Source organism: Alloprevotella sp. Lung230, from assembly GCF_014385435.1.
In the GTDB taxonomy this organism is placed as follows: Bacteria; Bacteroidota; Bacteroidia; order Bacteroidales; family Bacteroidaceae; genus Alloprevotella.
The window spans coordinates 13,351-29,964 of sequence record NZ_JACSUD010000009.1 but is presented as its reverse complement, the minus strand read 5'-3'; the positions used below and the strand labels follow the sequence as shown (position 1 = coordinate 29,964).

Sequence of the window (16,614 nt, the reverse complement as noted above, 5' to 3'; positions counted from 1 at the left end):
TATGTGGTTAGTCGGCAGCTGGCATCACAATCCCGTCACGCTTCAAAAGGGCGCGGATTGTTGCGGGTCGACCGCGGAAGTTGTTGTAGAGAGTCTGTGGATGCACCGTGCCACCGCGCGAGAGGATATGGTCGCGGAAGCGTTGTGCTACCTCACGGGAGAATAGTCCTCCCTCCAGGAATGCTTCGAAAGTATCGGCATCGAGCACCTCGGCCCACTTATAGCTGTAGTAGCCGGCGGCATATCCTCCGCTCATGATATGACCGAACTGCACGCTCATGCACGCCTCCGGCACAATGGGCAGGAGCTGCACCGACTCCCACGCCTGCTGTTCGAAGGTAGGGATGTCGGTCGTGAGCAGGGTAGTGCGGGTGTAGTAGGCCATGTCGAGCAGACCGAAACTCACCTGGCGGATGCAGGCGTAAGCCACATTGAAGTTGTGGGCACGGTTGATGCGTTCGATGAGCGTGTCGGGGATGACTTCCTCCGTCTGATAGTGGCGAGCAAAGCCTTTGAGAAATTCGGGCTGGCGGGCATAGTTTTCCATAAACTGCGAGGGCAGTTCCACAAAGTCCCAATAGACATTGGTGCCGCTCAGTCCCTTGTGGTGGGTACGGGCAAAGATGCCGTGCAGGGCGTGGCCAAACTCGTGAAGGAAGGTTTCGAGTTCGTCAAAGGTGAGTAACGAAGGTTTGCCGGCCGTAGGCGGTGTGAAGTTCATCGTCACGCTCACGTGGGGGCGGTGGTCGATGCCTTGCGCGTCGATGTGTTGCTCGGCATAGGATGTCATCCAAGCACCGTTCTGCTTCGAGGCGCGGGGGAAAAAGTCGGTGTAGAGCACTGCGAGAAAAGTCCCATCGGTGTCAAACACCTCATAGGCTTTCACCGTTTCGTGGTAGACGGGGATGTCGGGGTTTTCCTCGAAGCGAATGCCGTAGAGTTTTGTGGCTAGACCAAAGACACCTGCTTCCACACGACTCAACTCAAAATAGGGGCGCAACATTTCGGCATCGAGGTTGTAGTCTCGCAGTTGGAGGAGGTGGGCATAGTGGGCAAAGTCCCAAGGCATAAGGCAGAAGTCGGTGCCTTTCTGCGCCTGCGCCAACTGTTCCACCGCGGCCACCTCGCGCCGTGCGACTTCCAAATAGTGGGCTTTCAAGTCATCGAGCAATTCTTCCACGCGCTCTTCGCGCTCGGCCATGCGCTTGCGCAGCACGTAGTCGGCATAGTGGCGATATCCCAATAACTGAGCCTGCTCCATGCGTAGGTTGACCAAGGCGCGGCAGTGCTCGAAGTTGTTGTAGGCATCGTCGTGGGTGCATTTGGTCATATAGGCCCGATAGAGCGTTTCGCGGTGGTGGCGCTGCGTGGAATACTGCATGAACGGCACGTAGGAGGGAGCGTGGAGGGTGATGACCCATCCTGTGAGGCCGCGCTCTTGTGCGGCTGCGGCGGCCTGTTCAATCTGACCTTCGGGCAGTCCGTCTAAGTCGGCCTCGTTGGTGAGGTGGAGGAAGAAGGAGTTGGTGGCCTTGATGTTGTTCTGCGAGAATTGGAGGGAGCGCTGGGCGAGTTCACTCTTGACGGCCTTAAATCGCTGTTGGACTTCGGGAGTGAGTGTAGCGCCCGAACGTTCAAAGCCGTCATAGGTTTGTTGAAGCAGCATGCGGTCTTCCTCGGAAAGGGTGGGGTGGACCACTTCGGCTTCATAGACCGCCTTGACGCGAGCGAAGAGCGCCTTATTTTGCATGATGTCGGCGGCATGTTCCGTCAAGATGGGCGACAGCTTTTCGGCCACGGCTTCCAGTTCGTCACCAGTGTTGGCCGAGAGCTGGTTGTACATCAGCGTGGTGGCGCGCTCCAAGAGCGCCCCGCTTTCGGCCAGTGGCAGGATGGTGTTGTCGAAGGTGGGGGCAGCGGGATTGTGCGCGATGGCATCGATTTCCTCCTTCTCTTGCTGCAGACCATGCTGCACGGCCTCGTCGATGTCGGCCACGGAGATGTCGGGAAAAGGGTAGGTGTTATGGGGCGTATCGAAGGTGGGTTGTAGGAGGAGGTTCATAAGTAGGTCTTCAAAATTAATCGTAGTTATCTTAATTGTAGGATGCTCTCTACCTTGATACCCTCTTTGTCTCCCTTTTCCGCCATCTCGCCTTTGTTCATCAGTCGTGTAGCCCGCTACACTCCTCCTTTGCAAAGACGATCTAACGAAAAATGGGAACAAATATAGTATCAATTCTTTTCGAACACCTACTTAAGATGAGCGGATTGAGAAGGAAAGAAATCGATATTAGGATTTCGGGGGGCGTTGAGGCTTCTGCCTTTCGTGGCCCTCTCAAGCTGGAAATGTTTGATTGTTCACTATGCAAAGGTAATACTTTGCGGGCAAATAATCATCGTTTTTGAACTGAAATTGCCGATAGAACTAACCAGCAAGTGCAAAATGAGTTGATTCTTTTATGGAACTTTCATTTTGGTCTTTGCCCTATATCGTGTACCTTTGCGCTTCAGAATGCACAAAACACCTCAACTTCTCCTTTCTTTTAAGCTACGTTTAATTTTGAAGATTTACTTATGACAAGCTTCTACTCCCTCACCTTGCACGAACAAACCTTCACCATGTTTATGGCCTACTTTTATGACGTTTGTGCAAAACAACTCTCCCTATTGGAGATGGCCTCCCAAGTCATGTTACCGAATTTGGCAATGGAGGCCTTTCAACAGCTCTTCGGCAAACAGTTGGTAGAAAGCGAATGGTCACACTATACCAAAGGAGATAAGCGCTACCGCCTCCACCATACTCTACTGGTACCCGCACTATATGAATTGTTCCAGACCAAGAACGAACCAATTTTGAGAAGCATCCGAGGGGCTTATCGGAAGAAGTTCCCGAGAAAACCTCTTTCTTATAGTTTGCGGCAAGTCATTCACCTCATCGATCCCGAACAGCCGGAAGGTCGTGACGTTTCGGCGAATGGCTCCCCTTTCTTCTATGAAATCAGTATGCTGCTGGATGACACGCGTTATGAATCTCTCTTTGAAAAGATGTCCGGCTTAGACTTGTTTCAGTGCTTGAGGACGAAATTGCTGTACGCACTCTGCAAAGACGAGGAGGTGAACTGGACCTATATGAAGCAGTGGGTGGATCTCGTCCAAGTGCCCAAAGTCTATCATCAATCGGTTAACAACCTCTTTGCGTTCTTCTACTTCTTGGGCACAGGCAACATCGATATCGACCTGCGCACGATAATACCCGATCAGTTCTCTTTACAACTTGTGGCCATTACAGAACTGTACAAAGGCAACTACGAGCAGGCTTACAAACTTTATGTCAAGGCCATGAGTGCCAACAATAAAGTGTCGACACAAAAGGGCATCTTTGTCAACCCCGTTTCCAACTACTTCTTTGCCATCGTCTCCATCATGGTGGGTTCTGAGGCGTCCTTAAAGAAGATTTCGACCATGAGCAAGCAGATTGCAAGCAGCTCCTCTTACTCCCTTCTCGATGCTGCCAACTTTCACCTTATCTTACCACTGCAATGGCATTTCTGCGACAAAGTGGATTTCAACATCGATGAGGACAGATATGAACATTTCTTCCATCAAAATCTCAACAAGGGATTCTCATGCCTCTCCTATATGATGTACCAGCGGCTGGGCCTACTTCCCTCAAAAATAGAAGCCCCAAGGGATGCTCCCGTCTGGGCCTATCTGAAGCACGAAGTTCAGTCGGTCACGAATGCCGAGGAGATGGCGACATTGGCTCACCTTTTGGGAGGAACACCGCTCTTTGCCCGCCTGCCGATTCAGCCAGTGTGGCAAACCCGATTAGAGAATCTCATTGCGGTTAACGAACAGTCCGAAGAACAGTCTACCGATGAGACGCGCCAAACCCTGCTCATCTACCTCTTGCGCTACCATAATATTGTTCCGGTCTACAAGAAAAGACTGAAAAGTGGTGCTTGGTCTGTGGGAAAAGAACTCTCACCGCGGATTTTCAAAAAACTGAACGACCCCTATCTGGACGAAACTGATCAAAAACTAATGACGGCCATCACCGAGTGGACCTTCGCAATCGACCAAGACGATTATCTCCATTTGCTCGAAGGCTGCAATCGCGCCTATACCCAGACGCAACAAGGCCTGCAACCCGTGTCGATACACCAAGAGAAGCCTTGTCTCATCATCAACAAGCAGAAGAACGGAGTTTTCAACGTTTCCTCCAACATCGAAACCCAGATTTGCCATGGAGACTCTTCTCCCCTTTATCACAAAAACACCGAGACTGACTACTCCATCTTTCGTCCCTCCCCTTTCGAAGTCAATGCCTACAAGGAGATACTTGCTCAAAAAAAGTATCCCGCTGAGGCCGAACCGCTCCTCGTCAAACTGATTGCCACCTTGGGTGGAAAGACAGAGATACACTCCAACATGGTGGACGAACTCGACAATTTGGAGCGCGCCGAAGTACCACCCATCATCACAATCCGCCTTTCTCCTACCACCTCCGACACCTTCTCCCTCACCGCTGCTGTCTGCCCCACCGACAGCCTCGCCTTTGTGCCCGGACGCGGCAACGTGACTACCATTGCCGAAAAGGAAGGACGCAGAGTACAATGGGTACGCAGCCTGAAATCCGAAAAGAAAAACCTTCATCAAATCTGCGAAGGCTTGATAGAGATCGATTTCTTCGAGGAGGGCGAAGAGTGGCAACCCGACAGCACGGCCGATGCCCTCACGCTCTCCATCGCTCACCTTCTCCCCTTCATGCAGTGGTGTCGAAGCCACGAGGATCTCTGCGTCATGGAATGGCCCGAGGGTAAGAAACTCACCTACCACCCCGCCCTTAGCAGTCGGTCCGCCCACCTCTCTTTCAAGCAGCGCGGTGGTTGGTTTGAGGTGGAGGGCGAGGTGGAAATCAGCGATGGTCAAGTCCTATCGTTCCAAAAACTCATCGAACTGATGCGCCAAAGCGGAAAACAGAAGTTCATCCGCATTAACGACAACGAATACCTCACCCTCAGCACACAGCTTGCCCGCATCCTCAAGCGTATCGACTCTGTCAGTACCGAGCATCGCTCTCATCTGCAAATGGCGCCGGCGGCGGTTGTACTTTTGGGCGATGTGCTCGACGACGCAACCCTTCGAATCGAGCACAATCCCGAAATTGAAAGCTTACGTAGTCGTATCGAAGAAAGTAGCAAGACCACACCCTCCGTCCCCAAAATGCTCCAAGCTCGGTTGCGCGACTATCAGGAAGAGGGCTTCGAATGGATGTCGCGCGTCACCTCCTGGGGGGCCGGTGTCTGTCTGGCCGATGACATGGGGCTCGGCAAAACCCTGCAAACTATCACTCTCCTACTTGAGCAAAGCTCCAAAGGTCCTTCGCTAGTCGTGGCGCCTGCATCGGTAATCCCTAACTGGCGCAACGAACTCCAACGCTTCGCCCCCACCCTTCAAGTCATCCTGCTCAACCAGAGTGACAATCGAGCGCAAAGCATCACCGATGCCGCTGCCGGCGACATCGTCCTCACCACCTACGCTCTGCTCAACATTCAGCAAGAGGAACTCACCGCCCGTTGCTGGAACATCGTCTGCCTCGATGAAGCTCACACCATCAAGAACGCCGGCACTAAAATGTCCAAAGCCGCCATGCAGTTGCAGGCGCAGCGAAAAGTCATCCTCACTGGCACCCCCATTCAGAACCATCTGGCCGAACTCTGGAATCTCTTCCACTTCATCAATCCCGGCCTCTTGGGGAGCGCCGAGCAATTTAAGAAAAAGTTCATCCAGCCCATCGAGGCCGACCACGACAAAGAGCGTCAATACCAACTGCGCCGCCTCATCGCCCCCTTCCTCCTACGCCGCACCAAGAGCGAAGTCATCGAAGAACTGCCGGTTAAAAATGAAATTCAGCTCCCCATAGAACTCTCGCCCGAAGAGATGACGATGTACGAAGTGCGCCGCCGCGAAGCCGAAAGCGCTGTCCTCGCTGACCCTTCACTCAAAGTCGGCACCCTCGCCCACATCACCCGCCTCCGCCGCATGGCGTGCAGTTGCGCCCTCGTCGACGAGACGTGGCAACATCCCAGCAGTAAAATCCTCGCCTTCATCGATTTGGCCGAAAGCCTCAACGACAGCGGCAATCGTGCCCTCGTCTTCAGTCAATTTACCAGTTTCTTCGATGAAGTGCGCCGCGCCATGGACAAAGCTCGACTGCCTTACCTCTATCTCGATGGCACGACCCCTATGGCCAAGCGCGAGCAGCTCGTCCGCGATTTCCAGTCGGGCAACTGCCCCTTTTTCCTCATTAGTCTCAAAGCCGGTGGACTGGGGCTCAACCTGACCGGTGCCAACTACGTCATCCACCTCGACCCGTGGTGGAATCCCGCCATCGAACAGCAAGCCACCGACCGCGCCTACCGCATCGGGCAGCAACAAGATGTCACCGTCTATCACCTCATCGCTCAACACACCGTCGAAGAAAAAATACTCCGCCTCCACAAGACCAAACGTGACCTGGCCGACTCTCTCCTCGAAGGCGCCGACATCTCTCACGCCATCACACAGGAGGAAATGCTCGAGCTCCTCAAAAACGACTAATCCTTTTCTTCTCCCTCCTCTTTTCTGAACCGGCTGTTCTCAACTTCACGAAAAAGCCCCTTTGTCTGATCGAAACAAATGGGATAGACAAAGGGGCGATAAACTCAGACAAAGGGGAGGGTTAGTCCCAAGCGAAGAGAGGATAGTTTTTCATGAGGGCGTTCACTTCGGTACGCACTTCAGCAATGACGTGCTCATCGGTGTGGTGGTCAAGCACACGCTCAATGAGCTCCGCCACTTTGAGTACCAAGTCCTCCTTGGCACCACGGCTGGTGATGGCAGCTGTGCCCAGACGGATGCCGGAGGTTTTGAAGGCGCTGCGGCTGTCGAAAGGCACCATATTCTTGTTGACGGTGATGTCGGCGGCCACGAGAGCGTTTTCGGCCTCTTTGCCGGTGAGCTCGGGATACTTTGAGCGTAGGTCCACGAGCATCGAGTGGTTGTCAGTTCCGCCCGACACGATGTTGAAACCACGCTTGAGGAGAGCATCGGCCAGTGTGGCAGCGTTCTTCTTGACTTGCAGTGCCCATTCCTTAAACTTCGGATCAAGGGCTTCACCGAAGGCCACGGCCTTGGCGGCGATGACGTGCTCAAGCGGCCCGCCTTGGATACCGGGGAAGACAGCACTATTGAGCAACTGGCTCATCATTTTGATTTCTCCTTTTGGCGTCTTCAAGCCCCAAGGATTTTCAAAGTCTTTGCCCATCAAGATGATACCGCCGCGAGGACCGCGCAAAGTTTTGTGGGTGGTGGAGGTGACGATGTGGGCGTACTTCACCGGATTGTCGAGCAACCCGGCGGCAATGAGGCCGGCGGGATGAGCCATGTCTATCATCAAGATGGCGCCCACCTTGTCGGCAATGGCTCGCATGCGGGCATAGTCCCATTCTCGAGAGTAGGCCGAACCGCCGCCCACGATGAGTTTGGGCTTGTGCTGCAAGGCGAGCTGCTCCATTTCGTCGTAGTCCACACGGCCGGTTTCGCGGTTGAGGTTGTAGCCGATGGGATGGTAGAGAATACCGGAAGTGTTGACCGGCGAACCATGAGAAAGGTGGCCACCGTGGTCGAGGTTGAGTCCCATAAAAGTGTCACCGGGTTTGAGGCAGGCGAGGAAGACGGCAGCGTTGGCCTGCGCTCCGGAGTGCGGCTGCACGTTGGCATAGGCGGCACCAAAAAGGCGGCAGATGCGGTCGATGGCCATTTGCTCCACTTGGTCCACCACTTGACAACCACCGTAGTAACGCTTGCCGGGATAGCCTTCGGCATATTTGTTGGTCAAGACGGAACCCATGGCGCGCATCACTTGGTCGCTGACAAAGTTTTCGCTGGCGATGAGTTCGATGCCGCGCATTTGGCGTTGCTTCTCGGCATCGATAAGAGCAAAGATTTCTTTTTCCATAAGATTTAGGGATTTGGGGTGTTCGGATGAAAAATGAGAGCAGAAGTGCAGTCCTACAAGAGTTTCACTTGCGAGAGTTCTTGCTCCATCTCGCAATAGTGGCATTTGAGCACGCTGTTCTCCACTTGGAAGCGGGTGGGCATAGGCTCGTTGTTGCAGATGCACTTCGGGTTGTTGCAGCGGGCGATGTTGTGCAACTCGTTGGGGAGGACGACAGGGCGCTTCGCCACCACCTCGTAGTCGCGAATGATGCAGAGCGTCACGTTAGGCGCGACCACCGAAAGCTGGTTGAGTTCGGCCTCGGAGAAGAAGCGGTTGGCAATCTTGATGATGCTCTTACGCTCCATTTGTTTGCTGTTGAGGTTGTTGCCGATAAAGATGGTGTCTTCGTTGTTTTCGTCAATGTGGAGCAGACGAATGACCTCAAACAGTCGTGCGGAAGGGATATGGTCGATGACGGTGCCGTTTTCGATGGCAGCCACCATGAGGTGTTCGCGTTTCATAAGGCGTAGAGGAATTTAGAAAAGGATAGTCTTGTCGTTGCGCACTTCATCAAGCGTGATGCCCAGCACATCGCAGATGATGGCTTCGCGGGCAAAGAGGCCGTTGGCCGCCTGCTGAAAATAGTAGGCATAAGGTGTGTCGTCGACGTCCTGTGCAATCTCGTTGACGCGCGGCAGCGGATGGAGGATGCGGAGGTTGCTCTTGGCGCGAGTCAGCATCTCTCGGCGCAGGATGTAGATGTCCTTCACACGCTCGTATTCCATCAGGTCGGAGAAGCGTTCCCGTTGCACCCGGGTCATATAGAGGATGTCGGCTCCTGCAATGACGTCCTCGTTGAAGTCCTCGTGCTCCACAAACCGGATGTCGTGCTCGTGGCAATACTGCTTGTACTCTTCCGGCATCGCGAGTTCGCGTGGCGCGATGAAGTGGAAGGTGGGATTGAAGTGGCGCATGGCCATGATGAGAGAGTGCACCGTGCGACCATATTTGAGGTCGCCCACCAAGTAGAGGTTGAGATTGTCAAGAGTGCCCTGTGTCTGCAATATGGTGTAGAGATCGAGGAGCGTCTGCGAAGGGTGTTGGTGCGCGCCATCACCAGCATTGACGATGGGCGTGTGGGTGAGTTCGCTGGCGTAGAGGGCAGCGCCTTCCAGATAGTGGCGCATCACAATGACATCGCTGTAGTTCGACACCATCATAATCGTATCTTTGAGCGTCTCGCCCTTGGTGGATGACGTCACTTTGGGGTCGGTAAATCCGATGACGCGCGCTCCGAGGCGATTGGCCGCGGTTTCAAACGAGAGGCGCGTACGGGTGGAGGGCTCAAAGAAGAGGGTCGCAACGATGTGTCCATCCAAGATTTTACGATTGGGGTGATTTTCAAATTCACGCGCCATTTCCATCAAATAGAGGATTTTTTCGCGTGAGAGGTTGGCGATGCTCACCAGGCTACGATTGTCTGACATAGTTTCAGATGGCTTTTGAGATTTGTCGAAAGCAAAATTAGTGTTTTTTCTTGGGCATACAAAAAAATACCACAGAAAAGTCGTGCTTGCGCTGCAAAACGACTTTTCTGTGGTATTCATTTAGGACGAAGCCCGAAGTTGGCGGGCCATGGATTGTGCGGCACGGCGCCCATCGCCCATGGCCAAGATGACCGTGGCCCCGCCGCGGACGATGTCGCCACCGGCAAAGATGGTGGGCAGGTTGCTGCGCATGTCCTCGTCCACGGCGATGGTGTTCTTGCGTCCCAGTTCCAACCCCGCGATGGAGCGCGGCACGATGGGATTGGGCGAAACACCGATGCTCACCACCACGAGGTCGCAGTCGAGCGTTTCGGTGGCACCGGGAATGGGCACCGGGCTGCGGCGTCCGGAGGCATCGGGTTCGCCCAGCTCCATCTTTTGCAGCACCACCTGCTTCACGGCCCCAGTTTCGTCGGCGATGTACTCCAAGGGGTTGTGGAGGGTGAGGAAAGTCACGCCCTCTTCTTTGGCGTGGTGCACTTCCTCCAAGCGCGCCGGCATCTCCTCCTCACTGCGGCGGTAGACGATGGTGGCGGTGGCAGCACCCAAGCGCAAAGCGGTGCGTACAGAGTCCATCGCCGTGTTGCCACCGCCCACCACGACCACGTGTCTGCCCACATGGATGGGCGTGTCCATCTCGGGATTGGAGGCGTCCATCAGGTTGCAGCGCGTCAGGTATTCGTTGCTCGAAAGGATGCCGTTGGCATTTTCACCGGGAATGCCCATAAAGTTGGGCAGCCCCGCCCCGCTGGCCACAAAGATGCCTTCATAGCCCTCGGCCTTCAAGTCGTCGACGCTGAGGGTCTTGCCCACCACGCAGTCCGTCACAAACTCCACGCCTTGCGCTTCCAGTGTCTTGATTTCGGCTTCGACAATGCGGTTGGGCAGGCGAAATTCGGGAATGCCATATTTCAACACGCCGCCCACTTCATGAAGGGCCTCAAACACCGTCACGGCAAAACCCTCTTTGACCATCTCGCCGGCAAACGAAAGGCCGGCAGGACCGGAACCCACCACGGCCACCTTGCGGCGGTGTGTCGGCGACACCTGAGTCGGTGTCGTAGGAGTTGCTGGATGCTCGGCAGCCTGGGCCAAAGCGTAGTCGGCGGCGAAGCGCTCCAAATGGCCGATGGCCACGGCGGACTTGTGGGTCTTGAGGTGGATGCAACGACTTTCGCACTGCTTCTCCTGTGGACAGACACGGCCACAGACGGCAGGCAGCGAGGACGTTTCGCGGAGGGTGGCTGCTGCCTCAAGAAAATGTCCGGCCTCGATGTGCTTGACAAAGCGTGGGATGTCGATGCCCACTGGACAGCCCTGCCGACATCCCGGATTGGCGCAATCCAGACAGCGGCGGGCTTCCTGCTGTGCCATCTGTGCGGTGAGACCGCGGTTCACCTCGCTGCGCAACAGGTGGGCACGCTCCCGTCCATCGAGTGCCGGCATCTCCACACGGGGTTGCGCCATGCGCTCACGCGGTGGAACAGCGCTTCGCAGTGCCTTGCGCCAAGCGGCGTTGCGGTCGGTGCTGTGCAGGTCGGCTTCAGTGGCGGCGAGCACGTGCTGCGGTTCGCCCGGAGTGTTTGATTGGGGCATCTCGGTCGCTGAAGTCTGCGCTTCGTGGGGGTGAAGGGCTTCAATCTCCTCTTGCTTGAAAGCCCCCATGCGCTTGAGCATCTCATCGAAGTCTACGGCATGACCGTCAAACTCCGGACCATCGACACACACAAACTTCGTCACACCGCCCACATTGATGCGACAGGCGCCGCACATGCCTGTGCCGTCCACCATGATGGTGTTGAGCGACACCTCGGTTGGGATGCCATATTTCTTCGTGGTCAGGCAGCAAAACTTCATCATCACGGCCGGACCAATGGCGAAACATTTGTCCACCTTCTCGCGGCGGATGACTTCCTCAATGCCCTGCGTCACCAAGCCCTGACGGCCGTAGCTGCCATCGTCGGTCATGATGAGGGTGTCGTCGCTCGAAGTGCGCATCTCGTCTTCGAGGATAATCAAGTCCTTGGTGCGGCCGGCCAGCACCGTTATCACACGATTGCCGGCAGCTTTCAAGGCTCGCACGATGGGGAGCATCGGGGCCACCCCCACACCACCGCCGGCACACACCACGGTGCCGAAGCGCTCGATGTGCGTGGCACGTCCCAGCGGGCCCACCACATCGCGGATGTAGTCGCCCACACCGAGGGCACACAAGCGCTGCGTGCCGCGCCCGATGCTCTGCACCACCAGCGTGATGGTGCCGCGTTGTGGGTCGCTGTCGGCAATGGTCAGGGGGATGCGTTCGCCGCGCTCGTCCACGCGCAGAATGATGAAGTGTCCTGCCTTTCGGGCGCGGGCAATCAGCGGGGCTTCGACAACAAACTTAAACACTTTTTCGGAGAACTGCTCCTTACTAAGAATCTTGTTCATGATACTAAGGGAAGAAGGTGGGTTGAGCTGCAAGCCAGGCTCTGCAAAGGGGGAAATCTTCCCAAAGGAGAAGGCCGTGCCGAGCCGCCGGAGCAAGAATTACTGCGTGCAAAAGTAAGCGTTCGTTGGGAAATCAGCAAAGAAAAGGACGTTTTTTTACATTTGCACTGTGGCTTTTCTTTTCAATCGACTGTTTTCAGCGAAGGGACGCATGGTCTCAGCGTCCCTCCCGCCGGTATTTTGCTCCTGCATAACTATCGTCCCCTCGGGAAGGAACGAATGTCTCTTCGTGAAGAAACGAATGTCTCTTCGCGAAGAGACAAACGTCCCATCGGGAAGGGACGAAAACTGCACGCCGTTGGTGATTGCCGGGATGTGCGCTGAAAATGAGCCGCACCTGATGAAGAATGGTGCGAGCAGCTCCTTTGGGCGATGAAAAAAGGGCAATTTCGCTGCTGCATCTCTGTCTTGAAAGTACAACGGTAGAGACAATCACCATGTGAAGAAGCGTAAAAAAAGCCTCGGAAAAACTTTGAAGATTGCCCTTTTAGCATTACCTTTGCACGTATGATTGAACTCAGCAGACACATCGAAAGTTTATTGCTCGTGCATAACTGCGTGATAGTCCCCAACTTAGGCGGATTTGTCGCGCAGAATTGTCCTGCGCGCTATGTCAAGGAGGAACAGCTGTTTCTCCCGCCTTATCGTAACATCGCGTTTAATCCCTCGTTGCAAATGAACGATGGGCTGCTGGCACAATCTTATATGCAGGCTCACGGCACGGACTACACGCAGACACTGCGCGACATCGACCGAGATGTGGCACGCTTGAAGGGTAGGCTTGAAGCGCAGGAGGTGGTCGAACTGAATGGTATCGGCCGACTCTCTCGTTTGGCCGAAGGACGCTATGATTTCATTCCTTACGAAGGAGGTGTTGTGGCACCTTCACTCTATGGATTAGATGCCTTTTTGCTGACTCCAAGGCCGAACACCGCTTGCCAAGCAGATACATCTCGAAGCAAGCGAACCGACAGTTATACTCTGCACATCAACAAGCGCGCTTTCCACTATGTGGCCGCGGTGCTGGTGTCCGTGATTTTCTATTTTGTTTGGGCGGCTCCGCTCAACAACGTTTCGCACAACCATTCGCAAGAGGCGCAAGTGTTTCAGCCCCTTGCCGAACTGCTCAATACACCTCAACACGAACCGGCGTCCACCGTCCCTATGGATGCTGCTCCTTCACAGTCGACCTCTGCCGGCCGGCCTGCTGCCGACTCTCAAGCGCAGCCATTGGACAAGACGGCTTCTGCCGAACCTGCGGATGAACTCGTAAAACAACCTTTCACCATAGTGTTGGCCAGCCAAATTTCTCGCCGAGGAGCAGAAAGCCTGATTGTCTCGCTGAAAGAGCAAGGGCTTGAAGAAGTGCGTATGTTGCGCACGCCTCGCATCACTCGCGTTGTCTTCGGAAAGTATTCCACAGCATCGGAGGCACAAACTGCACTGCGACGACTGCGTCATCAACAAGAGACGTTTTCCGAAGCATGGGTGTTAGAGTTACCTTAAGCCACCCGCCACACTCCCAATAATATCCCATCATGAAAAGACTTCATTGTCCCAAGTGCGACGAACCCATTCTCTTTGACGACTCGCTGTATCAGCCCGGACGCACGCTCGTGTTTGAGTGTCCGAGTTGCCGCAAGCAATTCAAAATTCGCGTGGGGATGGGTGTGAAGCCATCTGCTGAAGGCTCTCTTCAAAATGAAGGGGAAGAGAGGGAGGAAAAAGAGCCGGTAGGCTATTTGGTCGTGATTGAGAATGCGTTCCATTTGCGGCAGGAAGTGCCACTCTATGAAGGCGAAAATCGTGTCGGAAAACACGTGAGAGGCACCAATGCCAACGCAGCTTTCAAGACGGTAGACCCGAGTGTAGACAACACGCACTGCATCATCAGTGTGCAGAAGAACAAACAAGGGCATCTGAAATTCATTCTCCGCGACGGCCCTTCCGGCACCGGTACTTTTGTGATGAATGAGTTGGTCGGGGTCAAAGAGCGTGTCAATCTTTCAGAGGGCGCCATCATCACCTTAGGTGCTTCTACCCTCATTTTGCACATCGGAGCACCCGAGACCGACGAGAACTAACCTCGGTGCTCTTCTAGATTTAAGCTCACGACATCTACCTTATACAATTCTGTTTTTATGAAACGCCTACGCTTTCTTCTTCTGATTATTATAGGCTGTTTTTGTTGCCACCATTTGAAGGCTTCCCCTTTATTGTGGGAAGCTGATTTTGTAGTAGCCGACAGCCTTTTTAAGGGAGAGTTCTATAACGAAGAGATAGGACTCAAACTCCACCTCGACCTTTATAATGAAAGCCTGGAAGTGCCCGATATGGCCTTTCTCGGCCTCGTCGGCGGCTATATGGATGGGAGTATCTATGGCGTGTGGATGCTCACTTCTCACAAGATAAAAGGAAAAACCGCGACCTTGCGCTTCACAAACGATGTGGGGTCTGACTCGCAAACCATCCTCCTCACCGACAAAGGGGATGGCACCTTTCTTTATGAAACGCAAGGCGGTAATGTCGTGCGAAGAGTGGAAGGCCGCCGACTGGTGAAAATCGCCGGACAAATGCTGATGAAGAAAAAGACTTTGAAAGAATGACAGACGGATTTTTGAAAGTGGCTGCCGCCATCCCTCGTGTGCGGGTGGCAGACATTGCCTACAACACCCAAGAAATAGAAAGTCTCGTGGTCCGCGCGGAGGGGCAGGGGGTGGAAATACTTTGTTTTCCCGAACTCTCCCTTACTGCCTATACCTGCCAAGACTTGTTTGCCCAGCAGTTGCTGTTGGAAGAAGCGGAGGGAGCACTTGTGCGTCTTCTCGATTTGAGCCGCAATCTCACGCTGACTTTCATTGTCGGCCTTCCTTTCCAACACCGTGGTATGCTGTTCAACTGTGCTGCTGTCATCCATGGAGGGAAATTGCAGGGACTTGTGCCTAAAACTTTCATTCCCAACTACAAAGAGTTCTACGAAAAGCGGTGGTTCACCTCTGCGGCTGCGCTTTCAGAGCGCCAGATGGTGCACTTCTGTGGACAGAACGTACCTTTTGGCGCAAAGTTGCTGTTTTCGCTCAATGAGGTCCACTTCGGTGTTGAAATCTGCGAAGACCTTTGGGCGCCTATCCCTCCAAGTTCACAGTTGGCGATTGAGGGGGCACAACTCATTTTTAACCTCAGTGCCTCCAACGATGTCGTGGGCAAACACTCTTATGTGCGGCAGTTGGTGAGTGGACAAAGCGCACGCTTTCATGCCGCCTACATTTATACCAGTTGTGGATTTGGCGAAAGCACACAAGACGTGGTGTTTGGCGGAAAAACCATCATCGCCGAAGATGGCCACGTCTTGGCAGAGGCCGAGCGCTATTGCTTAGAGCCTCAGCTCACTATGACCGAAATCGACATCGACCGCATCGGCAGTGAGCGCCGACAAAACACGTCTTTTGCAGACAGTGTTGCCATCAACCGTACTGACGCTCCCTATCCGGTGGTAGAGATAGAAACGACCGGCGTGCTTCATTCCGCCCCCCTTACTCGCATCGTAGACCCACTTCCTTTCGTTCCGCAGGGCGAAGAACTGGACGCTCGCTGCCAGGAAATCCTCTGCATACAAAGTCAAGGATTGGCGACCCGCTTGGTGCATACACAGGGCAAAACAGCGGTGCTGGGCATCAGCGGCGGGCTGGACTCGACCTTGGCGCTGCTCGTCACAGTCAACGCTTTCGACCGTTTGGGGTTGGACCGGCACGGCATCATCGGCATCACTATGCCGGGATTTGGCACCACCGACCGCACCTACTCCAATGCCCTCAAACTGATGGAGGGACTGGGCGTCACCATTCGTGAAATCAACATTTCGCAAGCTGTGATGGGGCATTTTGCCGACATCGACCACGACCCGACCCGCCATGATGTGACCTACGAAAATGCACAAGCCCGCGAACGCACGCAAATTCTCATGGATGTGGCCAACCAGCTCAACGGCTTGGTGATTGGCACGGGTGACCTCTCGGAAATGGCGCTTGGCTGGGCCACTTACAACGGCGACCACATGTCGATGTATGCCGTCAATAGTTCCGTCCCCAAAACACTCGTCCGCCACTTGGTGCGCTGGCTGGCGCTCAACGTGGCCGAAGGCGAAAACCGCCTCACCTTGCTCGACATCATCGACACGCCCATCAGCCCGGAGTTGCTGCCGGCCGACCCAGAGGGCAAGATAGCGCAAATCACCGAAGACCTTGTCGGGCCCTACGAACTGCACGACTTCTTCCTCTATTACGTGTTGCGCTTCGGCTATCGGCCCGGCAAAGTGTTCCGTTTGGCAGAGCGCGCTTTCGATGGCCAGCAAGGCCGCCCCTACTATTCGCCGAGCATCATCAGCCAGTGGCTGACGATTTTCTATCGTCGCTTCTTCGCCCAACAATTCAAACGCAGTTGCATGCCCGACGGCCCGAAAGTCGGCAGTTGCGCTCTCTCCCCACGCGGCGATTGGCGTATGCCCTCCGATGCGGTGAGCACAGAGTGGCTCAAAGAGTGCGAAACGTTGCTGCCCGACACCACTGCCGAACCCCTCTCCTCGGAATCTTAAAA

The 16,614-nt window shown here is 54.6% G+C and carries 10 protein-coding genes; 5 read left to right on the top strand and 5 right to left on the bottom strand.

The features are described 5' to 3' along the window. Window positions 1-7: 7 nt before the first annotated feature. Window positions 8-2,062 (bottom strand): M3 family metallopeptidase, encoded by a 2,055-nt coding sequence (locus H8527_RS06260; RefSeq protein ID WP_187546579.1) that lies wholly within the window; start codon window positions 2,060-2,062, stop codon window positions 8-10. Window positions 2,063-2,574: 512 nt separating this feature from the next. Between H8527_RS06260 and H8527_RS06255 the strand changes: the two genes are divergently transcribed. Then, window positions 2,575-6,603 (top strand): DEAD/DEAH box helicase, encoded by a 4,029-nt coding sequence (locus H8527_RS06255; RefSeq protein WP_187546578.1) that lies wholly within the window; start codon window positions 2,575-2,577, stop codon window positions 6,601-6,603. Window positions 6,604-6,724: 121 nt separating this feature from the next. On the opposite strand, the gene glyA is transcribed toward H8527_RS06255, so the two are convergent. The 4 genes from glyA to H8527_RS06235 all read right to left on the bottom strand — a co-directional run bounded on the left by glyA (window position 6,725) and on the right by H8527_RS06235 (window position 11,961). After that, on the bottom strand, window positions 6,725-8,002 hold the full coding sequence (glyA, locus tag H8527_RS06250; RefSeq protein ID WP_187546576.1) for a serine hydroxymethyltransferase: 1,278 nt from the start codon (window positions 8,000-8,002) through the stop codon (window positions 6,725-6,727). 53 nt (window positions 8,003-8,055) lie between these two features. Beyond that, window positions 8,056-8,505, bottom strand: coding sequence for an aspartate carbamoyltransferase regulatory subunit (locus H8527_RS06245; RefSeq protein ID WP_187546574.1), 450 nt, complete (start codon window positions 8,503-8,505; stop codon window positions 8,056-8,058). A gap of 15 nt (window positions 8,506-8,520) precedes the next feature. Then, window positions 8,521-9,471, bottom strand: a complete 951-nt coding sequence (gene pyrB / locus H8527_RS06240; RefSeq protein ID WP_187546573.1) for an aspartate carbamoyltransferase — start codon at window positions 9,469-9,471, stop codon at window positions 8,521-8,523. Between the two features lie 120 nt (window positions 9,472-9,591). Further along, window positions 9,592-11,961 (bottom strand): bifunctional dihydroorotate dehydrogenase B NAD binding subunit/NADPH-dependent glutamate synthase, encoded by a 2,370-nt coding sequence (locus tag H8527_RS06235; protein WP_187546571.1) that lies wholly within the window; start codon window positions 11,959-11,961, stop codon window positions 9,592-9,594. A 567-nt stretch (window positions 11,962-12,528) separates the two neighbouring features. On the opposite strand from H8527_RS06235, the gene H8527_RS06230 reads away from it, so the two are divergent. The 4 genes from H8527_RS06230 to H8527_RS06215 are packed head-to-tail and all read left to right on the top strand — an operon-like array spanning window position 12,529 to window position 16,612. Beyond that, a complete protein-coding gene (locus H8527_RS06230) occupies window positions 12,529-13,527 on the top strand; it encodes an SPOR domain-containing protein (RefSeq protein WP_187546569.1) in 999 nt (332 codons plus the stop codon). 32 nt (window positions 13,528-13,559) lie between these two features. After that, window positions 13,560-14,105 carry an FHA domain-containing protein gene (locus H8527_RS06225; RefSeq protein WP_187546567.1) on the top strand — a complete coding sequence of 182 codons (546 nt, stop codon included), beginning with the start codon at window positions 13,560-13,562 and terminating at the stop codon, window positions 14,103-14,105. A 57-nt stretch (window positions 14,106-14,162) separates the two neighbouring features. Beyond that, complete coding sequence (locus tag H8527_RS06220) at window positions 14,163-14,627, top strand: hypothetical protein (RefSeq protein ID WP_255498537.1); 465 nt, start codon at window positions 14,163-14,165, stop codon at window positions 14,625-14,627. Continuing rightward, a complete protein-coding gene (locus H8527_RS06215) occupies window positions 14,624-16,612 on the top strand; it encodes an NAD(+) synthase (RefSeq protein WP_187546565.1) in 1,989 nt (662 codons plus the stop codon). Before H8527_RS06220 ends, H8527_RS06215 begins: the two co-directional genes overlap by 4 nt. Window positions 16,613-16,614: the final 2 nt, after the last annotated feature.